This window comes from Muricauda brasiliensis, from assembly GCF_003057865.1.
In the GTDB taxonomy this organism is placed as follows: domain Bacteria; phylum Bacteroidota; class Bacteroidia; order Flavobacteriales; family Flavobacteriaceae; genus Flagellimonas; species Flagellimonas chongwuensis.
Window position 1 is genome coordinate 81,340 of the sequence record NZ_QBTW01000003.1, and the last position, 22,363, is coordinate 103,702.

Consider the following 22,363-nt stretch of genomic DNA (forward strand, 5'->3'; position numbering starts at 1 on the left):
AGCTACTTGTTTGTAGCACGTCAAAATATTTGAGTTAGTTAGTTTAGTTATTTTTATGAGGTTAATTTTATTACCATTGGCCGTTGTCACCCTACTTATAGGGTGCAATGGCCAAAAAACTAAGGAAAAAAGTAAAGAATCAACATCTGAAAGTTATTCGGATAGTTTGGCTTATACCGATGAGGCGTTGCTCGATTCGGTCCAATACCAGACCTTCAACTACTTTTGGGATGGGGCCGAACCGGTTTCTGGACTTGCCAGGGAACGTATCCATATGGATGGTATATACCCGAATCATGACAAGGATATCATTACAACAGGCGGTTCAGGTTTTGGATTGATGGCCATTTTGGTAGGTGTGGAAAGAGAATTTATCACCCGTGAACAGGCCTTGGAACGCTACGAGCGCATTGTTGATTTTTTGGATAATGCCGATCGTTTCCATGGAGCGTGGCCGCATTGGTTATTACCGTCGGGCAAAGTGACCCCTTTTAGCAAGAAGGACAATGGAGGGGATTTGGTGGAGACCGCTTTCTTGGTCCAAGGGTTGCTGACCGTTCAAGCCTATTTTAAGGATGGCAATGAACGCGAACAGCAATTGGCCCAAAATATACAACAACTTTGGGAAGATGTTGAATGGGATTGGTATACTAAAAATGGCGAGGATGTATTGTATTGGCATTGGAGCTCCGAGTACCAATGGGAAATGAACTTTCCCGTAGGCGGTTACAACGAAGCCTTGATCATGTATGTGTTGGCGGCAGCCTCCCCGACACACCCAATAAAAAAATCGGTTTATGAAAAAGGTTGGGGGGTAGATGGAGCTATTACCAAGGATACCACCTATTATGGTCTGGAAACGGAAATGAACCATTTTGAACATAGCGATGCCCCGGTGGGGCCACTATTTTGGGCACATTATTCCTATTTGGGCCTAAATCCGAAAGGACTCAAAGACCAGTTTGGTGATTATTGGAAACTCAATAAAAACCACGCATTGATTCACTACAAGTATTGCGTAGACAATCCGAAGGGTTATAAAGGTTATGGCGAAGACTGCTGGGGACTTACTTCCAGTTATTCCATTAATGGCTATGCCGGCCATCGCCCCGGAGAGGACCTAGGGGTAATCTCGCCTACGGCAGCGTTGTCTTCAATGCCCTACACACCAGATGAAAGCCAAAGGTTTCTGAGATATATGTACAATGAGCAGGACAGTCTCATTGGCAAATACGGACCCTATGATGCTTTTAGCTTGCAAGACGATTGGTACTTGCCAAGATACCTTGCCATAGATCAAGGTCCAATTCCAGTGATGATAGAAAACTATCGAAGCGGATTGTTCTGGAAGCTGTTCATGGCCAATGAAGATGTCCAGAAAGGATTGAAAAATTTGGGTTTTGAAAGCCCCGATATAACCAATTCAGATGATTAAGAAAACAATATACCTCATACTATTTTCCAGCCTGATGATTTCCTGTGGGGGAGAGGATGACTATACCTATATCCCAACAGAGCCGGAATTGCCAGGAAGTGGTTCCGAAGAGGAGGAGGAAGAACCTACCATCACAGATGAGGAATTACTGGATTTGACCCAAGAGGAGACTTTTAAATATTTCTGGGATTATGCCGACGCCAACTCCGGTGGGGCAAGGGAAAGATATCATCCCAACGACCCCGCAAATAGTGAGGGAGTGGTAACGGCAGGCGGTACAGGGTTTGGACTTATGGCTATCTTGGTGGGCATAGAGAGGGGATTTGTTTCTCGGACCGAAGCCGTTGAGCGTTTGATTACTTTATTGGATTTTCTTGAGAATGCAGACCGCTTTCATGGGGCTTGGCCACACTGGATGAACGGTGCTACAGGTAATGTGATACCCTTTAGCGATTTGGACGATGGAGGTGATTTGGTAGAGACCGCCTTCTTGGCACAGGGTCTGGTTTGTATAAAGGAATATTTCAAAAATGGGACGGACATAGAACAAGCGTTGGCCCAACAAGCAGATGCTTTGTGGAAAGGAGTCGAGTGGGATTGGTATACACAAAATCAAAATGTGTTGTATTGGCACTGGAGCCCGAATCATAACTTCGCTATCAATATGCCTCTAACAGGGTACAACGAGGTATTGATTACCTATATAATGGCCGCTGCTTCTGCGGATTTTACCATTGATAAAGAAGTATATACTAACGGTTGGGCATCAAATGGTGGAATCCAATCGGGAAATACCCAATATGGTTATCCACTTTTGGTAAGACATAATGGAGATGAGCAATTTGGCGGACCACTTTTTTGGGCCCATTATTCCTATTTGGGACTCGACCCTAGAAATCTTTCCGATGATTATGTTGATTATTGGGATGTGAACGTGAACCATACAATGATCAACTATGAATATTGTGTGGCCAATCCTGGATACTATCAAGACTACGGAGACGATTGTTGGGGGCTAACTGCAAGTTACTCTCGAAATAACGATGGGAGTATAGGATATAATGCCCATAGCCCAGGTAACGATACCGGAGTAATTTCGCCAACAGCGGCCATTAGTTCAATTCCTTACGCACCGGAAGAATCTTTGGCAGCAATGCATTATTTTTATAGAAATAGAGCAGATTTGTTGGGACCTGCCGGTTTTTACGATGCCTTTAGCCCAGAATATGATTGGGTGGCTGAAGCTTATTTGGCCATAGACCAAGGTCCGCAAATCATTATGATTGAAAACTATCGAACCGGATTGCTTTGGGATTTGTTCATGGGTAACGAAGACGTTCAAAATGGTTTGATCAAACTTGGATTTTGATATGACAAAACAATTATCATTTTTTCTGATGTTCCTTGCTTGTACTTTGGTTTCTGCTCAATGGCAGTCCAAATATGAAGCGAAAATCTTGATTGATGGGAATGATACCTTAAGGTATCGCATTATGTATCCAAAGAATTTTAAAGAAGACGGGAATTATCCTGTTGTTCTTTTTCTTCATGGGGCCGGAGAGCGAGGTAACGATAATGAAAAGCAATTGTGGAACGGAGGCAAACTCTTCGCAACGGATTATTTACAGGAAAAATATCCAGCTGTGGTAATTTTTCCACAGTGCCCAACAGATAGTTATTGGGCAAGTGTAGATGTGGACAGAAGTTCATATCCCATCAACTTGGATTTTAAATATGGCGAAGGCCCTACTAAACCATTGGAAATGGTAATGGAGTTACTGGAAACAACGATTGCCGAACCATACACCAACGATAATCAAGTTTATTTGATGGGGCTGTCCATGGGAGGTATGGGAACCTTTGAATTATTGAGTAGAAAACCTCACACGTTCGCGGCGGCTATTCCTATTTGTGGCGGAGGTGAACCGGAATCCGTGTCCAATTATGCCCAAAATACCCCATTGTGGGTCTTTCACGGAGCTCAGGACAATGTGGTACATCCATTACAATCCCTGGAAATGGTCTCCGCACTTTTAAAAGCAGGGGTATATCCAAAATTCACCATGTACGATTTTGCCAATCATAATAGCTGGGACCCAGCATTTGCTGAGCCTGATTTGTTGCCATGGCTGTTCTCACATCAGAAAAAGCATTAGCTAAAATGAAAAAGATCTTGTCCATATGTCTGGGTGCCTTAACTGTACTGGGTTCAATACAGATGATATCGGCACAGCAAAAAACCTATTGCAACCCTATCAATATTGATTATGGGTATACGCCCATCCCCAATTTTGCAACACAAGGTAAACATAGGGCAACAGCGGACCCCGTCATTGTAAACTTTAAAGAAAAATACTTTCTTTTTTCGACCAATCAATGGGGATATTGGTGGAGCGATGATATGTATGACTGGAAATTCATACCCCGTAAATTTTTGAGGGAACGCAACAAGGTTTACGATGAGCTTTGTGCACCTGCGGCTTTTGTGATGAAGGATGAACTTTATTTGATAGGCTCTACCCATGGTCCGGCATTCTCTCTTTGGAAAAGTAAGGACCCCACGAAGGATAACTGGGAAATTGCAGTCGATTCCCTAAAAGTTGGGGCATGGGACCCCGCATTTTTGTATGAGGAAGAAACCGACGATTTATACCTGTATTGGGGGTCCAGTAACCTTTATCCGCTTTTGGGAACCGAGATCAATACCAAAACCATGCAATCCGAAGGTTACGTAAAACCACTGATGCAATTGGCACCCGAAGATCATGGCTGGGAACGTTTCGGTGAACACAACGACAATACTTTTCTTCAACCTTTTATGGAAGGCGCATGGGTAACCAAACACAATAACAAGTATTATTTGCAATATGGAGCGCCGGGAACTGAATTTAGCGGCTATGCCGATGGTGTTTATGTAAGTGACAACCCATTGGAGGGGTATGCTTATCAAAAACACAATCCGTTTTCCTATAAACCTGGGGGGTTCGCAAGGGGCGCTGGCCATGGAGCAACCTATCAGGACAATTTTGGCAATTGGTGGCATGTATCTACCATTATCTTGAACAATAAGAACAGTTTTGAGCGAAGACTGGGGATTTGGCCCGCCGGCTTTGATCAAGACGATGTGATGTACTGCAATACTGCCTACGGGGATTACCCCACTTATTTGCCAAAGAATGATGCCGACCATATAGAAGGACTATTTACGGGTTGGATGTTGCTGAATTATAATAAGCCCGTAACTGTTTCATCCACATTGGGCGGTTACAAGCCCAATAATGCAGTAGATGAAAATATGAGATCTTACTGGAGTGCTGAAACTGCTGATAAAGGAGAATATTTTCAAACAGATTTGGGTGAGATATCTACTATTAACGCCATACAAATCAATTATGCGGACCAAGATGCCGAGTTTTTGGGGAAATCAGAAGGCGTATACCATCAATACAAGATTTACGGCTCCAATGATGGCAAAAAATGGTCCGTTTTGGTCGATAAGAGCAATAACCAGACCGATGTGCCCCATGATTATATCGAATTTGAAAAACCGGCCAAGGCTCGATACCTGAAACTGGAAAATATTAAAATGCCAACCGGAAAATTTGCCTTGAGCGGTTTCCGAGTTTTTGGAAAGGGAAATGGGGCAAAACCACAACCTGTGGAACAATTTGTGGTCTTACGGGCACAACCCGAAAAGTTTGGTGAGCGCCGGAACTCTTGGCTAAAATGGAAACGAAATGATTTAGCGGATGGTTACGTCATTTATTTTGGCAAAGATGAGGACAAGCTGTACGGAAGCATCATGGTATATGGTACAAACGAGTATTATTTTTCAGGAATGGACCGTACCGATACCTATTATTTTCAAATCGAAGCATTCAACAACAATGGCATTTCCGAAAGGACTCCCATTGTAAAATCAGAATAAACAAAATCTCAAAACAACCTGATCATGTACTATAAAAATCTCCTATTCGCCCTAATCGGGCTTTCTTTTCTTGGCACCAGGGCACAAGAAAGAATCCCTAAAGTGGAAGAACTATTGGGCAAAATGACCATTGAAGAAAAAATAGGTCAGTTGAATCTATTAACGCCTGGGGGCGGCGTGGCCACTGGGGAAGTGGTCAGTAAAGATGTAGGTTCAAAAATAAAGTCCGGGCAAGTAGGAGGCCTTTTTGGTGTAGCAGGCCCGGATAGGGTTAGGAAAGCGCAGGAAATTGCGGTAAACGATAGCCGATTGGGCATACCACTGCTTATTGGGTCGGATGTTATCCATGGGTATAAGACCACATACCCAATTCCGTTGGGACTTTCTGCCAGTTGGGATATGGATTTGGTAAAACAAGCCGCTCAAATGGCTGCACGCGAGGCAACCGCAGATGGAATCAACTGGAATTTTTCACCTATGGTGGACATTGCACGTGACCCACGCTGGGGGCGAATCTCCGAAGGGGCAGGAGAGGACCCATATCTTGGTTCAAAAATAGCTGTGGCCATGGTAACCGGATATCAAGGGGACGACCTTGCAGCGGCCCATACCATCTTGGCCTGTGTAAAGCACTTTGCGCTATACGGAGCTGTTGAGGCCGGAAGGGACTATCATTCAGTGGACATGAGCAAAATCAAAATGTTCAACCAATATATGCAGCCTTACAAGGCTGCCATCGATGCAGGGGCTGCCAGCGTGATGAGTTCTTTCAATGATGTGGACGGCGTACCCGCTACAGGGAACAAATGGCTATTGACCGATTTATTGCGGGACCAATGGGGATTTGAAGGGTTTGTAGTATCAGACTATACCTCTCTCAATGAAATGATTCCCCACGGATTGGGTGATTTGCAAGCAGTTTCCGCCCTAGCGTTAAAAGCAGGATTGGATATGGATATGGTAGGTGAAGGTTTTTTGACCACTTTGAAGAAATCCCTGGATGAAGGGAAAGTTACTGAACTAGATATTACCAATGCCTGTCGCAGGGTTTTGGAAGCCAAATACATTTCAGGATTGTTTGATGACCCCTATAAATATTTGGATGCCAAGCGTCCTAAAAAAGATATATTGACAGAGGATAACCGGGACTTGGCGCGTAAATTGGCCACCCGTTCCTTCGTATTGTTAAAAAATCACAACAACATCCTTCCCCTAAACAAACTAGGCAAGATTGCGTTGGTGGGGCCTTTGGCCGATAGCAGGGAAAATATGCTGGGAACATGGGCGCCTACCGGAGATTTTAATCTGGCCGTGACCATTTTGGAAGGATTTAAGAACGTGGCATCAAACGCTACAATTGAGTATGCCAAGGGCGCCAATATTTCCGATGATGCAGATTTTGCCAAGAATGTGAATTCACTTGGGGAAAGAATAGTAATAGATGAACGTTCCCCTGAGGATATGCTTCAAGAAGCTGTTGAATTGGCAAAAACTTCGGATGTGGTTGTTGCAGTGGTCGGTGAGGCGACCGAAATGAGTGGAGAATCATCCAGCAGAACTGATATCTCCATTCCAGAAAGTCAAAAGAAATTGATAAAAGCATTAGTGGAGACTGGAAAACCAGTTGCCTTGATTTTGATGAGCGGTAGACCGCTGACCATTCCAGAAGAATTTGATATGCCTGTTTCCATCTTGCAGGTTTGGCACCCGGGTGTGGAAGCTGGTAATGCTATTGCCGATGTGGTTTTTGGGGATTACAATCCATCGGGGAAGTTGACCGCTACGTGGCCAGTAAATGTTGGACAGATTCCTGTGTATCATAGCGTAAAAGCTACCGGAAGACCAGCACCGGAAAGTGGAGAGTTTCAAAAGTTTAGGTCCAACTATCTGGATGCGCCCAATGCACCACTTTTACCTTTTGGGTATGGGTTAAGCTACACCACATTTGAGTACGGGAACCTCAAATTGAACAAAAAAGAAATCGCTCAGGGCGAATCAATCTCCGCTACCGTAACTGTAAAAAATACAGGGGATTACGATGGGGAAGAAGTGGTTCAATTGTATTTGAAAGATGTGGTAAGAAGTATTACACCGCCAAAACGCCAATTGAAAGGTTTTGAGAAAGTGATGCTTAAAAAAGGAGAGAGCAAGGAGGTATCCATTACACTTTCGGCAGACGATTTAAAATTCTACAACGCCCAGCTTGAATTTGTATCGGAACCGGGTGATTTTGAAATTTTTGTGGGAACCAATTCGGATGCCAAGCTAAAGGAAACTTTTAAATTAAAGTAAAGGATTTCCGAGCCTCTGTATTTCCAACAGTTTTTTGGTTAGTTTGCAGGTATATTTTAAGGCAATCCAAAAGAGTTCAAGGCCACTCCAAAAAAAAGTAAAAGATTCTTAAAAGAATAAGAGAGGCCCCCGATAGAGTAAAATCAGATAGGAAAAGCCCGATCATATATGATCGGGCTTTTTTATATACCATGGTCAGTGTTTAGTGTATCCTTTTTTTTAAACTACTCGTCTGCGCCATCTGCTTTTGCCCTGTCAATGGTGTATTGAGCTACTTCACGACCTTGGTCCGTTCCAACTGTGGCATCAAAACTCCAATGTATGCCGCCATACACACGTGAGATGGCCGCTTCTTCTGCCCAAGCTCTTACTGTGGCCGCTTCGTTTGGGAATACATAGGCCAAAACTTCGGAGGCCGCAGCCGAAAAAACACTATGTCCAGATGTATAACTAGGGAAATTTGGAGTTCCAGCTATAGTTTCAAAACCTTCAATTAATTGAATGGGTCTTGGGTAGTGGTAATAATATTTCGCGTCCCAACAACTGATACCGGCGTCCATTATGGCCATATTCATATAGGCAAGTGTTCTAGTGGTTTGCAAGGGGTTGAGTTTGTATTCTACCATAAACTCGTTGGCAATACGGTTCCAATGCCCTGGAGGGGTGTAGGTGCCCAATCCATCTTGCCAAAAGTTGGCAATCCTTCTTTTTTCATCTGTCATGTTTTTGGCGTGATTCTTTAAAAGTTCCACATCGTCCAAAAATTCTTGTGAATCCAATTGTGGAGGTGGAATGGGGCGCACACTTTCCACATCATCAATACTCCACATGGTCACCTTGCCAAACAGAGGGGTTAGCCCTACGGGTCGTACAGGTATTTCCAGATTGTCCCAGGCCCAACCAAACCGGTCATAGGCAGCTTGTTTGATGGAATCGGATACGGCCTTCGGTGTTTGTGCGTTCTTCATTCCATCGTTGGATGCCCTTGTCAACGCCGTTTCCGACACGGCATCACCTATTTCCAGTCCTGCAGTAATATCGCTCATAACATTGCCACCGGATAGCAACAGGCTTACAAGATGTTCCTCTTCCATTTTTTGAAGGTATTCCACTTCCAAAGGAAACATAGCAGAAAGAATGTTTCTGGAAGCCCTTGCAACTACGGCCCCGTCGGAAGGGTAGGATGGAAGGTCATTCTCTTCATAGGCATAATCAATGGTCTCATCCAGTTGAAATGGAGCTGGCCGATTGTATTCGTATTTGTAATGCCATGCAGATATAAGTCCATCAAACTGTGCCACGGACATATAGGCCAAGGCTCTACTGGCATACGGCGGATGGGCAAATGGAAATGCAGGCGGACCTTCTGGATTGGATGGGTTTGGCAATGTGTAGGTGCCATCGGCATTGGGTCCGGGAATCAAATTGTATTTGGCAATGAGTTCCAGAGCTATTTCATTCCAACGAATCGCAGGGTTGTTCGTCCAATATTTTATAGCTTTTCTTTGATTGGAAGTCATGGTTGACACGGCCTCTTTCAATTCTTGAATTTCATTCAAATATTCCTGCGAATCAGTTGCGATGGGGGCTGCAATGTCTATCGCATCGCCGGAAGATTGGAGCACGGGAACCCAATCTCCGCCATTTGTATTAAGTTCGGCATAGGTGTATCCTTCATAGGGTAGGTATTGCGGGGTATCCTTTTCACAGGATGTTAAGCTGATGACCAATGCGGCCAAAAGCAGTATAGTTATATTATTGCGTATTTTCTTCATCAGTTTGTTTTTTGATTACGTTGAATTGATAGGTCAGTCCAAAGCCGGTATTGCTCAATTTTGGTGCGTTTCGTCCATCAATTACTCGATTGTGGTAGGCTACGACGCCCAATCCTTTAATGGACTTAAAATAGTATTGAGCCGAGAACCCCAATCTGTCAACTTCAACTTTGTTGGTAGGTTGTGCCGCGTTATAGGCTCTAATGTCGTCGCCACTGGTAGAGGTGAGGCTGGAGTAACTCAATTCCAGCTTCAAGGAGGTGTCGAACAACCACTTTCCCAGAATGGTTTCATAGGTCCATGCGTTGGGGACATCCATCCAAGCCGTGTAATAGCTCCCATCATTATAATAATAATCGCGTTCTGCCTCGGTATACCCTCTCCACAGGTGTGCTGCAGAAGCACGGAAATAAAGTTGATTTTTAAGTTCATATTGAGCTATTGCCCTCAGGGAAAACTCCGGCGCTCCTGCACCAATACTGTAAGGCCGGTAATCGGAAAGATAATTGGTAAAGGGAGTGCTAAACCCTGCGGTTCCCAAGAAGGAAATCCGACCAGGTCCCCATTCCGTTCGAATTGGCCTGTATTTCAAGGCAAAACCAATGTCCTGAAACCCTCTGGCCCCGGTAAAAAAACCTCCATTAGGTTCTGAAGATTCGGTGCTGATAAAAGGTAGGCTCACATAAAAATTTAAGTTGTCCAAAATACCTATGGCAGCCATGGGAAGTACCATATTTCGGTCAACAGTAGCTATGGTCTCATTGGACCGTAGATAGGAACCTTCCCAATATCTATCAAAAGTGCCCATGTCATAAGAGAGAAGAACACAGATGTTTTTGGAAGGCATCATAAGCCCATCGGAGGGAGTTTGTGCGTATAGTGCTTCAGATGTAATAATTGCGATCACTATCCCCAATAGCCGCATTGTCCTTCCTAGTTTTTTATCCCAATCGGGAATTAAGGAATTTAATTGTTGGTGTAATATCATAATTTGAATTGGATGGATTGCCCGTTAGGCAATACTGGTTGTGATTGATAATGGTTTGTTTGTAAAAGATTTGCAGGCTAAAATAGACCTCTGGCCAGCTATCGAAGATTAAGGGATTACCAAAAGATATTATGAAAAAGGTAAGATGGTTGTTGAACGATTAATTTAGATTAAGGAAACATAAATTCCACTTTATTTTTCTGATAGTTATCATGTTATGGAGTGGAACAGATTTGCGAAGCGTTAAAATAAAGATATAATAACATCTATACTTCAGAAATTGGATAGCTTGCATATCTTTAATATAATTTGATGACCCTATACCAATGCAAAAATTAGTACTCTTTTTAGTTGCAATGCTTTCTGTTTCAATTGCTAAAAGTCAAACCATTGACATTATTTCTTATAATATCCGATACGATAATCCGGATGATGCCCCCAATAATTGGGACAACCGAAAAGACTTTCTCATTTCGCAACTCAATTTTTACAATCCTGATGTATTTGGTATTCAAGAAGGATTGATTCATCAGGTAAAAGAAATTGATCAAGGATTGAAGGATTACGCTTATTTTGGTGTGGGCCGAGATCATGGTGATGAAAGAGGGGAGCATACAGCCGTTTTTTACAATACCGGACGGGTTGAGCTACTTGAAGAATCTACATTTTGGTTATCCTTAACTCCCAAAGAACCATCCAAAGGATGGGATGCGGCCTTGCCAAGAACTTGTACTTACGGGATTTTTCAGAATAAGGAAGATGGTACAAAATTTATAGTATTCAACACCCATTTTGATCATGTGGGAGTGAAGGCGCGTGAAGAAAGTTCCAAGCTCATTCTTGCAAAAATAAAAGAATTGAACACGGAGCATTATCCGGTAGTGGTCACAGGAGATTTTAATCTGGAAAGTGATAGCCCTGGTGTTCAAGTAATTTTGACCAAAATGAAAGATACCCATATGGCAGCAGGCGAAAATGCATTCGGGCCAGATGGAACCTTTAATGGTTTTGAATTTAACAAACCGGTTAAAAATAGAATTGACTACATCTTTGTCTCCGATGAATTTGAGGTTTTAAAAAGTGCCATTTTGAGTGATTCCAAGGATACACGATACCCATCCGACCATTTACCTGTTTTTGCCCGGTTGAAGTATTGAAATCAAGACTTTTAAATCATCTATCATTATCCGATTATTTGACTTTTGGAACCAATAATGCCGTCCAGTTATTTATATCCATTTTAAGTAAGCTCAAAAAACCCAAAAACAATGTTAATTTTTAGGGGTGTTTTAAGAGAGTTTCCAAAATTGTTCGCAGAAATATTTAACTTCAAAGGAATTAATCAACTTTATGGCAACTTATACACTTAACATCAACGGAACAAAACAAGAGGTTGATGTGGATCCATCCACTCCAATGCTCTGGGTTTTACGAGATCACTTAAATTTAGTTGGGACAAAATACGGATGCGGAATCGCACAATGCGGTGCTTGTACAATTCATTTGAATGGCACGGCAACTCGAGCCTGTATGTTGACCGTCTCATCTGTAGGAGACCAAGAAATTACTACAATCGAGGGCTTATCGGAAGAGGGAGACCACCCTGTACAAAAAGCTTGGTTGGAAGTAGACGTGCCACAATGCGGGTATTGTCAAGCAGGTCAAATTATGACAGCTTCTGCCTTCCTTGAAAAAAATCCAAATCCAACTGACGAAGAAATTGAAATGGCCATGAACGGTAATATCTGCCGCTGTGGAACTTACACAAGAATCAAAAAAGCCGTAAAACTAGCGGCTAAATCATAATCCATAAAACTAGTACAATGACACTTGTAAAGACTAAAATAGGACGACGTGCCTTTATTCGGAATACAGGATTAGCTAGTGGTGGGCTTGTGATAGGCTTCAGCTGGTTGGCTTCTTGTAAAATGACTCCCGAACAGGTAAATAATTTACCCAAAGAATGGTTCGACCTGAACGGTTTTCTAAAAGTAGGTGATAACGGTATGGTGACCATAATGTCGCCAAACCCTGAAATCGGCCAAAACGTTAAAACATCCATGCCTATGATTGTTGCCGAAGAGCTCGACATAGCTTGGAAAGATGTAATAGTAGAACAAGCGCCGCTCAACACGGATATATTTACCCGTCAATTGGCCGGTGGTAGCCAATCTATCCGACAAGGATGGGAAAGTCTGCGTATGGCCGGGGCCACTGCAAAGCAAATGTTGAAGGAAGCCGCTGCCCAAGCTTGGGAAGTTCCTGTAGACGAAATCACAACCAAAGATGGTGTCCTGACCCACGAAGCCAGTGGAAATTCAGCTGGCTATGGTGAAATGGCCTCCGCTGCCACAAGTATAGAAGTGCCCGAAGAGGTGCAATTGAAAGACAATGGAACTTTTTCCATAATTGGAACAGACAAGAAAAACGTGGATGGGCCCAAATTAGTTACAGGGAAACCATTGTTTGGTCTCGATGTCTATAAAGAAGGTATGTTGACCGCCATGATCGTGCACCCGCCAGCATTTGGTATGAAATATAAAGGAATGAATGCCGATGAGGTTAAGTCCATGCCCGGAATTAAGGATGTTTTCCATTTTGAAGTATATCCCGAAGGCATTGAAAAGCAATGGTCCGATCAAGGGGGTATTGCCGAATTGGTTGCCATTGTTGGGAACAGTACTTGGGAATGCATGCAGGCAAAAAAGGCTTTAGAAGTAGATTGGGAGCAAGATTCAACTGCCGAAAGTACTGCGTACCATGAAGAGGAATTGGCGGCATTGTTGGAAAAACCAACGGAAACACCCGCAAGAAAGGATGGCGATGTGGATGCAGCTTTTGCCACTGCCGCGAAAATTGTGGAGAGTACATATTCAGCACCTTATTTGGCACACAATACCATGGAGCCGATGAACTTCTTTGCGCATGTCACACCTGAGAAAGCCGAATTGCTGGGACCTATACAAACACCAGAGTTTACCGAGAAAACAGTAGCTGCGCGTTTGGGAATGCCAGTAGAAAAAATAGATATTATGATGACCCGTATGGGAGGTGGTTTTGGTCGCCGACTCTATGGCCCATTTGTGATAGAAGCAGCTGTGATTTCCCAAAAAATGAACGCTCCTGTTAAATTGGTATACTCAAGGGAGGACGATATGACCCAAGGTACTTATAGACCATCATACAAAGTTAAGTTCAAAGCAGGACTTGATGATGAAGGCAATTTGATTGCCTGGCATGTGAGGGGAGCCGGTACCAACGATGATTTGATTTTTGAAAACCGATTCCCGGCAGGTGCAGTGGACAATTATCTGGCCGAAAAACATAGTTTACAGACCAATGTTACCACAGGTGCTTGGAGAGCGCCCCGTTCCAATTTTATTGCGGGGGCAGAACAAGCTTTTATTGATGAGGTGGCCGAAGCTGCGGGCAAAGACCCATTGGATTTCAGATTGGAACTATTTGATAGGGCCATAAACAATCCAGTTGGTGACCCGGAAAGCAACGATTACGACCCTGCACGATATGCTGGAGTACTTAAATTGGTCAAAGAAAAAGCCAATTGGGGAACCGATACTGGAAAAGCCAGAGGTGTGGCGGCTTACTATTGCCATAACTCTTATGTGGCTCAAGTAATAGAATTGGAAGATGGCGGAGATATACCTAGGGTAGATAATATTTGGTGTGCGGTGGATTGTGGAATCGTAATCAACCCATTGGCGGCCAAAAACCAGATAGAAGGTGGTATGATCGATGGAATAGGACACTCTACATACAGTGCCATGACATTTAAGGATGGTAAGCCAGAGCAGTCCAATTTTGATACCTATCGACTTATCCGTAATTCCGAAGCTCCAAAAAATATCGAGGTTCATTTTGTAGACAATGGAATTGACCCAACAGGTCTGGGAGAGCCATCCTTGCCGCCTGCAATTGCAGCGTTGTCCAATGCTTTGTATAAGGCTACAGGAAGGCGTTATTACAAGCAGCCGTTTATTAATGACAAACCACCATTAGTGGGTTGATATAGACAAGCATAAAATAATCTGTTTAAGATGGCCGGTAATTTCCAAATTACTGGCCATTTTTATTTTGAAATGATGTAAAATAAATTTTAAACACATATAAAACTCATGTAATCAAATAGTTATCGTAATTAAAAAAATATGCAAAAAAAGTTGCAGTATTGGATTTTTATTTATGTTTGCCCCCATAAAATGAATCCGAAGAATTAGGGTTCATTGCCTATAAGCTTTGAAGAATTTTTTCATGTTCGGGCTTTTGGGGATAAGAAAGTCTACCCAAAAAGCCGTCTTAAGATCAAGACACCGAATACACGGGCTGACTTTCGAAGAACTACATCATTATAACCGTGATTTTTCACGGAATCCCTATTTTGTACCATATACCGTATTTGAATTTCGTATCTGAGAAATTTTGATTTTTAGACTTCTATTTTTCTCATTATCTTTTAATACAATTACGAAATTTAAATGAAAACAAAATATATCGATCTTATCGAGCAGACCTACGATTTTCCACAAGAGGAATTTCAATTGGAGGACAACAAATTACAATTTCATGGTATAGACCTGTACGGACTTGCCCAAAAATACGGGACTCCCTTAAAGTTTACCTATCTACCCAAAATATCGGATAATATCCAAAGGGCGAAGGGATGGTTCAATTCGGCTATAAAAAAGCATAAATATGCTGGTAAATATCATTATTGCTATTGTACCAAGAGTTCGCACTTTGAGCATGTTTTGAATGAAGCGCTCAAAAATGATATCCATATCGAAACCTCTTCAGCTTTTGATATAAATATTGTGGAACATCTAAAAAAGACTGGAAAAATCACCAAGGACAATTATGTGATTTGCAATGGATTCAAAAGAGATCAGTACATTCAGAACATAGCTCGTCTAATTAACAATGGACACAAAAAATGTATTCCGATAATCGATAATTATGAGGAAATCAATCTCTTGAGCGAACAAATCGATGGCAAGTTCCAAATTGGTGTCCGTATCGCCTCGGAAGAAGAACCAAAATTTGAGTTCTATACATCAAGATTGGGGATAGGTTACAAGAACATAGTTCCATTCTTTAACCAATCTATAAAACCAAATGAGCAGGTGGAGCTGAAGATGCTTCATTTCTTTATCAACACAGGAATCCGTGATACTGCGTATTACTGGAACGAATTGATGAAATGCTTAAAGGTGTATATAAGCCTTAAAAAGGTCTGCCCAACATTGGATAGTCTTAATATTGGCGGTGGTTTCCCCATAAAAAATTCTTTGGCCTTTGAATACGATTATGAGTATATGGTGGATGAGATCATTCACCAAATTGGTCAGGCCTGTGATGAGGCAGAAGTGGAAGTCCCCAATATTTTTACCGAGTTCGGAAGCTTTACCGTAGGTGAGAGTGGAGGAAATATTTATGAAGTGCTCTATCAAAAACAACAGAACGATAGGGAGAAATGGAATATGATCAATTCGTCCTTCATTACCACCATGCCCGATTCTTGGGCAATTAGTAAGCGTTTCATCATGTTGTCAATTAATAGGTGGAACGATGAATATGAGCGTATCCTATTAGGTGGCCTAACCTGCGACAGCGATGATTATTACAATTCGGAGCAGCACATGAACGCCATTTATTTGCCAAAATATAGAAAGGATAAACCACTGTACATAGGTTTTTTCAATACAGGGGCTTACCAAGAGACTATTGGAGGTTTTGGAGGCCTACAGCATTGCTTAATTCCACACCCTAAACATATTTTGATCAATAAGGATGAGGATGGCAACATAACTACATCGGTATTCGCCAAACAACAAACGGCAGGCGAGTTTTTGTCCATATTGGGCTATGAAAGCAAAAAAGATTCTGATGTATTGGTAGCGGCAGAAAACCTTCAGGAGCCAAGCAAAAATTGAAAAAGGAATTAAAAATAAAAATGAAAACAGAAAAAACTTATGCCGGAATTCCAAAGGAATACGGTTCGGCCGAAAAGGCTAAAGTGGTATTGTTGCCCGTTCCTTACGATGGTACCAGTACTTGGGGCAAAGGTTCGGACAAAGGTCCAGAAGCTTTCTTGGAAGCCTCCGAAAACATGGAGACTTATGATATCGAGACCGATAGCGAAGTGTACAAACAAGGAATTTATCTTGCAGATGCGATAACCGAGTTGGATTCCCCTGAAGAAATGGTAGAGGCTGTTCATACAACGGTCAAAGATTACATTAAACGCAATAAGTTGGTTACCATGATAGGTGGTGAACATTCCATTTCCATAGGAGCTATAAGGGCGTTCAGTGAATGTTTCGAAGATTTGACCGTACTTCAGCTAGATGCCCATACCGATCTTAGAAAAGAATATTTGGGATCCAAGTACAATCATGCCTGTGCAATGTACGAGGCCAAGGAAACCACAAATCTGGTCCAAGTTGGGATTCGTAGTATGGATTATACCGAAACCTTGGTAATGGACAGGGACAATGTCTTCTTTGCCCACGAAATGATTTCCGATGATTTTTGGATGGACTCTGCATTGGACCTAATGACAGATGATGTATATATAACATTTGACCTCGATGCACTAGATCCATCGATAATGCCATCAACGGGAACTCCGGAGCCAGGTGGACTTTTCTGGTACGAGACCCTTGACTTTTTAAAAAGAGTCTTTAAAGAAAAAAACGTGGTCGGTTTTGATATTGTGGAGTTATGCCCCAACAAAAATGATAAATCATCCGACTTTTTAGCAGCGAAACTGTATTACAAGATGTTGAGCTACAAATTTTCAAACAATAATGAATTCATGGATGAAAACTTTGAGGACGATGACGACTTCAAAAAATCCAAAAATAATTTAGAAGATTACGATGAGTAACAAAGGAGAAATATCACAATTTATACAAAAATACTTTCTGCACTTTAACTCGGCAGCCCTAGTGGATGCCGCCAAAGGGTATGAAGACCAATTGAACAAGGGTTCCAAAATGTTGGTGTCCCTTGCCGGAGCGATGAGTACCGCGGAACTAGGGAAAATATTTGCCGAAATGATCCGTACTGACAAGGTTCACATTATTTCATGTACGGGAGCTAACCTTGAGGAGGATTTAATGAACCTTGTGGCACATTCCCATTACAAAAGAGTGCCAAACTATAGGGACCTTACACCACAGGAAGAGTGGGATTTGTTGGAAAACGGCCTTAACCGCGTAACCGATACCTGTATTCCGGAAGAAGAAGCTTTTAGAAGATTGCAGAAACATATTTATGATATATGGAAAGATGCCGAAGAAAAGGGAGAACGCTATTTTCCACATGAATATATGTACAAGCTTTTGCTATCTGGTATCTTGGAGCAGTACTATGAAATCGATATCAAGGATTCCTGGATGTATGCTGCTGCCGAAAAAAACTTACCGATTGTAGTGCCAGGATGGGAAGACAGCACCATGGGCAACATCTTCGCCAGTTATGTGATCAAAGGCGAATTGAAGGCAAGCACGATGAAATCAGGTATCGAGTATATGACCTTCTTGGCCGATTGGTACATGAATAATTCAGAAAAGGGCATTGGCTTCTTCCAAATAGGTGGAGGTATTGCAGGAGACTTCCCGATTTGTGTTGTACCCATGCTATATCAGGATTTGGAACAGACAGAAACTCCTTTTTGGAGCTACTTTTGCCAAATCAGTGATTCCACCACAAGTTATGGATCATACTCAGGTGCGGTTCCCAACGAAAAAATCACTTGGGGCAAACTGGATATCGATACACCCAAATTTATTGTAGAATCGGATGCGACCATTGTGGCGCCTTTGATTTTTGCTTACTTATTAGACATGTAACCATGAGAAAAGGACAAACCCCCGTTTTAAAACGTGTAATCGTTGATTATAAAAAGTTGGATAATAACATACTCAACCTTCTTGTTGAGAAATTCCCCGATGGTTATGACGACGATGATATAGTAACATACAGAAACGCCAGCAACGAAGTAGTGGAATGTGTTGAAGTGAGAACAGAGGACACGGCTTATCTTATAAAAGTGAGCAAGCGTTTGGTAATGGCCATGGAGGATTTTGATGATTCGGACAATGACGACAGCGAAGATTCCGATTTGGATACCGATGAACTGGAAAGTTCCGAAGAAGAATAACCTTGTTGGTTAGACTAACTTATTAAAGATGGAATCAAAAGCAATGGCGCTTCACCTCGCTGCGAGCATCAACATACCTGCTTGCAGGAACGCCTTGAGCAAAGAACTGGTTTATGGAGATCGTGATGAACTTTTTTATTCCGATGCATCACGTTACCTTTATATTTTCAGATATGGTGTAGTTTCCTTTTTCGGATACGCTGAGAACGAAATATCAGAGATTTTGATGGAAATCAAGCCATTTTGTGAAGAATGGCGTCAATCGGATATTACGGAGACCATGGATATGGAACTCGTTTCTGATCGAGAAAAGGCAACAATAGATAATGATAAGGTTATACTGCCAAAATCTAATGTAGAAGGTATACGTTTGGCTTTGTTGCATCTATCCCAGTCAGTTGCCTTGGATTATTTTGCCGGCCTTTCGGAACAAGCCATGAAAGAGACTCGGCAGCACACCACCTATCTGGAACAAAATGGCAAATTGGACTTGGGAGGAAAGAAGTTGAAGCGCCACATTGCAAAAGTGTTGAACATCAACAACCAAATTTCCGAGAACCTCTATATTTTTGATTCACACGAAGTAGTGTGGGAAGATTTGGAACTGGACCGACTGGACAAGGGCCTAAAACAAATCTTTGACCTCAAGGAAAGGTACCGAAATATAAAGGAGCAAGGTATTGTAATCAAAGAGAACCTTAGTCTGTTCATGAATATTATGGATCATAGGGAAAGCAGTAGACTGGAATGGATCATTATTATTTTGATCTTGGTCGAGGTGGTTGACCTGTTTATAATGAGATTAATCAGTTAAATAAATAGTTATTTTGGACGATTTAAAAATATTGGGTAGCGAAGAATGGTGTCGTTTTGATGATTTAGGAATTCCGGCCATAAAGGCAAGAGTGGATTCCGGCGCAAAAACATCATCGATTCAAGCCAGTAAAATCAAGGTTTTTAACAAAGGATTGGAAGAATGGGTCCGGTTCGAGGTGAATCCCGTTCAAGATAATAGAAGCATATCCATATTATGTCAGGCCAAACTGGTCGATGTCCGTAATGTAAAAAGTTCTCAGGGCATCGCGGAGGAGCGCCCCGTAATAAGAACGTCGGTCAACATTGCCGGAAAGAGTTATGAAATAGACCTGACCTTGGCCAATAGGGACACTATGGAGTACCGTATGTTGCTGGGACGTGAGGCTATGAACGATAGGTTTTTGGTGAATCCTTCCGAAAGCTTTATTCAGGGCGATATTACTGAGGAACAACTCGAACAAAAATACAAGCCCTATACCACCGAAAAAAAGGGGTTAAGAATCGGACTTTTGGCCAGTAATCCAAACCTTTACAGTAATAAAAGAATCATTGAAGCAGGCGAGATGCGTGGGCATAAAGTGGTTTTTTTGAACGTGGAGCATGTATATATGAAATTGGATGCATCCACACCCGAGATCAGATATCGAGGCGGAAATATTCTAGACAAGTTCGATGCTGTTATTCCAAGGATAAAACCTGCGGTTACCTTTTACGGCTGTGCTCTGTTACGGCAATTTGATACCCTCGGGGTTTATTGTTTAAATTCTGCGGATTCCATAGGTAGGTCAAGGGACAAGCTTTTTGCATCCCAATTGTTTTCCAAAAACGATATTCACATACCTACAACAGGTTTTGCCAAATCACCAATGGATACCAAAGACCTTATTCGTATGGTCAGCGGTGCCCCATTGATCATTAAGTTGTTGGAGAGCACTCAAGGCAAGGGAGTTGTGTTGGCCGAAACCAATAAGGCCGCCGAGAGTGTGATCAATGCCTTTAAAAGTGTACAGACCAATATCTTGGTTCAAGAATTTATTAAAGAAGCCAACGGACATGATATTCGTTGTTTTGTTGTTAATGGTAAGGTTGTGGCCTCCATGCAACGAACGGCACAAAAAGGAGAGTTTAGGGCGAATATCCATCAAGGGGGAGCGGCATCTAAGGTCAAAATAACCCCCGAAGAGCGCAAACTGGCCATAAAATCTGCAAAAGTATTCAATTTGGACGTTGCCGGTGTGGACTTGATTAGATCCAATAAAGGACCCCTTCTTTTAGAGGTTAATTCATCACCAGGATTGGAAGGTATCGAAAATACCACAGGAAAAGACATTGCCAATGTAATGATCGAAACCATCGAAAGAAAGTTAAAATATAAGCACTAAATAGCTTGAAAAATTCAATTTGTTGAAAATCAACAGATTGCTATTTTTGTAAATAACTTCCTACACAGACCTCGAAAATCACGAATATAAATTGAAAAGGGGCATTCGTTAAACCAAATGCCCCATTCGTAAATTGTACCCATAAAAAATCACATAGCCGTTGTATGTTTGTCCCAGTTAACGCTAAGCTTTTAAGCTTTCGTTATAAACCTTAAATAGGATGGGGTGATTATGGGGTACTTTGTGTTCTTAACCTTAATATCTTATTTGCAAAAAGGTTTACGTTGCTCCAAGGGGTTTTTGAGGTTGAGCCCCTTGGTTGTAACGGTTTTCTAAGATCAAATATATGTTCCCATAAATTTGACCTACTTTTTCGGAAAAGAGCCGTTTTTACGGCTCTTTTTTATTTGGATGAGCTCAAAATGATAAACGCCTAACTTCTCATTCACAATTGTTCACATCTTTTTAGGAAGCGTAGAAAACCAAGGGTGTAAGTTTTTGTACAAAAAACCTACTTTTGTAATGTAACATTTCAGGAAGAAGATATATGACAGAACAAGTGGAAAGAATCAAAACATTGATTATTGGATCAGGACCGGCAGGGTATACTGCAGCCATTTATGCCTCAAGGGCAGATTTAAAACCAGTAATGTATACAGGGCTGGAGCCCGGTGGGCAATTGACCACAACAACAGAAGTGGATAACTTTCCCGGATACCCAGAAGGGATTGATGGGCCTACCATGATGATGCAATTGCAGCAGCAGGCCGAACGTTTCGGTACCGAAGTAAGAATAGGAATGGTAACGGCAGTTGAATTAAGTGATGAAGTAGGGGGAATCCATAAAATTACGGTGGACGATTCTACGGAACTCGAAGCAGAAACGGTAATTATATCAACAGGGGCATCAGCAAAATATTTGAATTTGCCCAGCGAGCAACGCTTGCGAGGTGGAGGTGTATCTGCATGTGCCGTTTGTGATGGCTTTTTCTATAAAGGTCAAGAAGTGGCCATCGTTGGTGCAGGAGATACCGCTGCCGAGGAAGCGTCATACTTGGCGAATATATGCTCCAAAGTCACCATGTTGGTGCGTAAGGATCATATGAGAGCATCCAAAGCAATGCAGCATAGGGTAAACAGTATCGATAATATTGAAATCCGTTACAACACGGAGGTAGATGAAGTTCTTGGAGACCAAGTTGTGGAAGGACTAAGAATTGTAAACAATGAAACGGGAGAGAAAGAAGAGATTTCTATCACAGGATTGTTTATAGCCATAGGGCATAAACCCAATACCGATGTGTTTAAAGGACAGTTGGACATGGATGAAACTGGCTATATTATTACCCAACCTAAATCCACTAAAACAAATAAGCCAGGTGTTTTTGCAAGTGGTGATGCACAGGACAAAATATACAGACAAGCGGTAACTGCGGCAGGAACAGGCTGTATGGCAGCTTTGGATGCAGAGCGCTATTTAGCAGCTGTGGAGAGCAAGGAAGTGTTGGCCTCATAGCAAGTTTAATGCTGGATATAAAAAAAGGCACTGAAATTTCAGTGCCTTT

17 protein-coding genes are annotated in these 22,363 nt (G+C 42.1%); 15 read left to right on the plus strand and 2 right to left on the minus strand.

Annotated features, from left to right (window positions below; genetic code table 11):
* Positions 1-55: 55 nt before the first annotated feature.
* The 5 genes from DCK90_RS02090 to bglX are packed head-to-tail and all read left to right on the plus strand — an operon-like array spanning position 56 to position 7,655.
* Positions 56-1,435, plus strand: coding sequence for a glucoamylase family protein (locus DCK90_RS02090; RefSeq protein ID WP_108244525.1), 1,380 nt, complete (start codon positions 56-58; stop codon positions 1,433-1,435).
* A complete protein-coding gene (locus DCK90_RS02095; RefSeq protein WP_108244526.1) occupies positions 1,428-2,804 on the plus strand; it encodes a glucoamylase family protein in 1,377 nt (458 codons plus the stop codon). Before DCK90_RS02090 ends, DCK90_RS02095 begins: the two co-directional genes overlap by 8 nt.
* 1 nt (position 2,805) lies before the next feature.
* A complete protein-coding gene (locus tag DCK90_RS02100; RefSeq protein WP_108244527.1) occupies positions 2,806-3,591 on the plus strand; it encodes a carboxylesterase family protein in 786 nt (261 codons plus the stop codon).
* Positions 3,592-3,596: 5 nt separating this feature from the next.
* The gene (locus tag DCK90_RS02105) at positions 3,597-5,363 is read left to right on the plus strand and encodes a discoidin domain-containing protein (protein ID WP_108244715.1); all 1,767 of its coding nucleotides are present in this window, start codon (positions 3,597-3,599) and stop codon (positions 5,361-5,363) included.
* Between the two features lie 24 nt (positions 5,364-5,387).
* On the plus strand, positions 5,388-7,655 hold the full coding sequence (gene bglX / locus DCK90_RS02110; RefSeq protein WP_108244528.1) for a beta-glucosidase BglX: 2,268 nt from the start codon (positions 5,388-5,390) through the stop codon (positions 7,653-7,655).
* A gap of 224 nt (positions 7,656-7,879) precedes the next feature.
* On the opposite strand, the gene DCK90_RS02115 is transcribed toward bglX, so the two are convergent.
* Both DCK90_RS02115 and DCK90_RS02120 read right to left on the minus strand, forming a co-directional pair.
* On the minus strand, positions 7,880-9,430 hold the full coding sequence (locus DCK90_RS02115) for a phosphatase PAP2 family protein (protein ID WP_108244529.1): 1,551 nt from the start codon (positions 9,428-9,430) through the stop codon (positions 7,880-7,882).
* Positions 9,411-10,418 (minus strand): transporter, encoded by a 1,008-nt coding sequence (locus DCK90_RS02120; RefSeq protein ID WP_199912637.1) that lies wholly within the window; start codon positions 10,416-10,418, stop codon positions 9,411-9,413. The genes DCK90_RS02115 and DCK90_RS02120 overlap by 20 nt, the downstream gene beginning before the upstream one ends.
* Before the next feature lie 326 nt (positions 10,419-10,744).
* Between DCK90_RS02120 and DCK90_RS02125 the strand changes: the two genes are divergently transcribed.
* From DCK90_RS02125 to trxB, 10 genes are all read left to right on the plus strand, one after another.
* Positions 10,745-11,575: an endonuclease/exonuclease/phosphatase family protein gene (locus DCK90_RS02125; protein ID WP_108244530.1), complete on the plus strand. Its 831-nt coding sequence runs from the start codon at positions 10,745-10,747 to the stop codon at positions 11,573-11,575.
* A 193-nt stretch (positions 11,576-11,768) separates the two neighbouring features.
* A complete protein-coding gene (locus DCK90_RS02130; RefSeq protein ID WP_108244531.1) occupies positions 11,769-12,224 on the plus strand; it encodes a (2Fe-2S)-binding protein in 456 nt (151 codons plus the stop codon).
* 17 nt (positions 12,225-12,241) lie between these two features.
* On the plus strand, positions 12,242-14,443 hold the full coding sequence (locus DCK90_RS02135; protein WP_108244532.1) for a xanthine dehydrogenase family protein molybdopterin-binding subunit: 2,202 nt from the start codon (positions 12,242-12,244) through the stop codon (positions 14,441-14,443).
* A 468-nt stretch (positions 14,444-14,911) separates the two neighbouring features.
* Positions 14,912-16,366 (plus strand): arginine decarboxylase, encoded by a 1,455-nt coding sequence (locus DCK90_RS02140; protein ID WP_108244533.1) that lies wholly within the window; start codon positions 14,912-14,914, stop codon positions 16,364-16,366.
* A gap of 20 nt (positions 16,367-16,386) precedes the next feature.
* Positions 16,387-17,322, plus strand: coding sequence for an agmatinase (gene speB, locus DCK90_RS02145; RefSeq protein ID WP_108244717.1), 936 nt, complete (start codon positions 16,387-16,389; stop codon positions 17,320-17,322).
* A complete protein-coding gene (locus DCK90_RS02150) occupies positions 17,315-18,289 on the plus strand; it encodes a deoxyhypusine synthase family protein (RefSeq protein ID WP_108244534.1) in 975 nt (324 codons plus the stop codon). Before speB ends, DCK90_RS02150 begins: the two co-directional genes overlap by 8 nt.
* 2 nt (positions 18,290-18,291) lie before the next feature.
* A complete protein-coding gene (locus DCK90_RS02155) occupies positions 18,292-18,600 on the plus strand; it encodes a hypothetical protein (protein WP_108244535.1) in 309 nt (102 codons plus the stop codon).
* 28 nt (positions 18,601-18,628) lie between these two features.
* Complete coding sequence (locus tag DCK90_RS02160) at positions 18,629-19,414, plus strand: RMD1 family protein (RefSeq protein ID WP_108244536.1); 786 nt, start codon at positions 18,629-18,631, stop codon at positions 19,412-19,414.
* A 13-nt stretch (positions 19,415-19,427) separates the two neighbouring features.
* On the plus strand, positions 19,428-20,798 hold the full coding sequence (rimK, locus tag DCK90_RS02165) for a 30S ribosomal protein S6--L-glutamate ligase (protein WP_108244537.1): 1,371 nt from the start codon (positions 19,428-19,430) through the stop codon (positions 20,796-20,798).
* Between the two features lie 547 nt (positions 20,799-21,345).
* A complete protein-coding gene (trxB, locus tag DCK90_RS02170) occupies positions 21,346-22,314 on the plus strand; it encodes a thioredoxin-disulfide reductase (protein WP_108244538.1) in 969 nt (322 codons plus the stop codon).
* Positions 22,315-22,363: the final 49 nt, after the last annotated feature.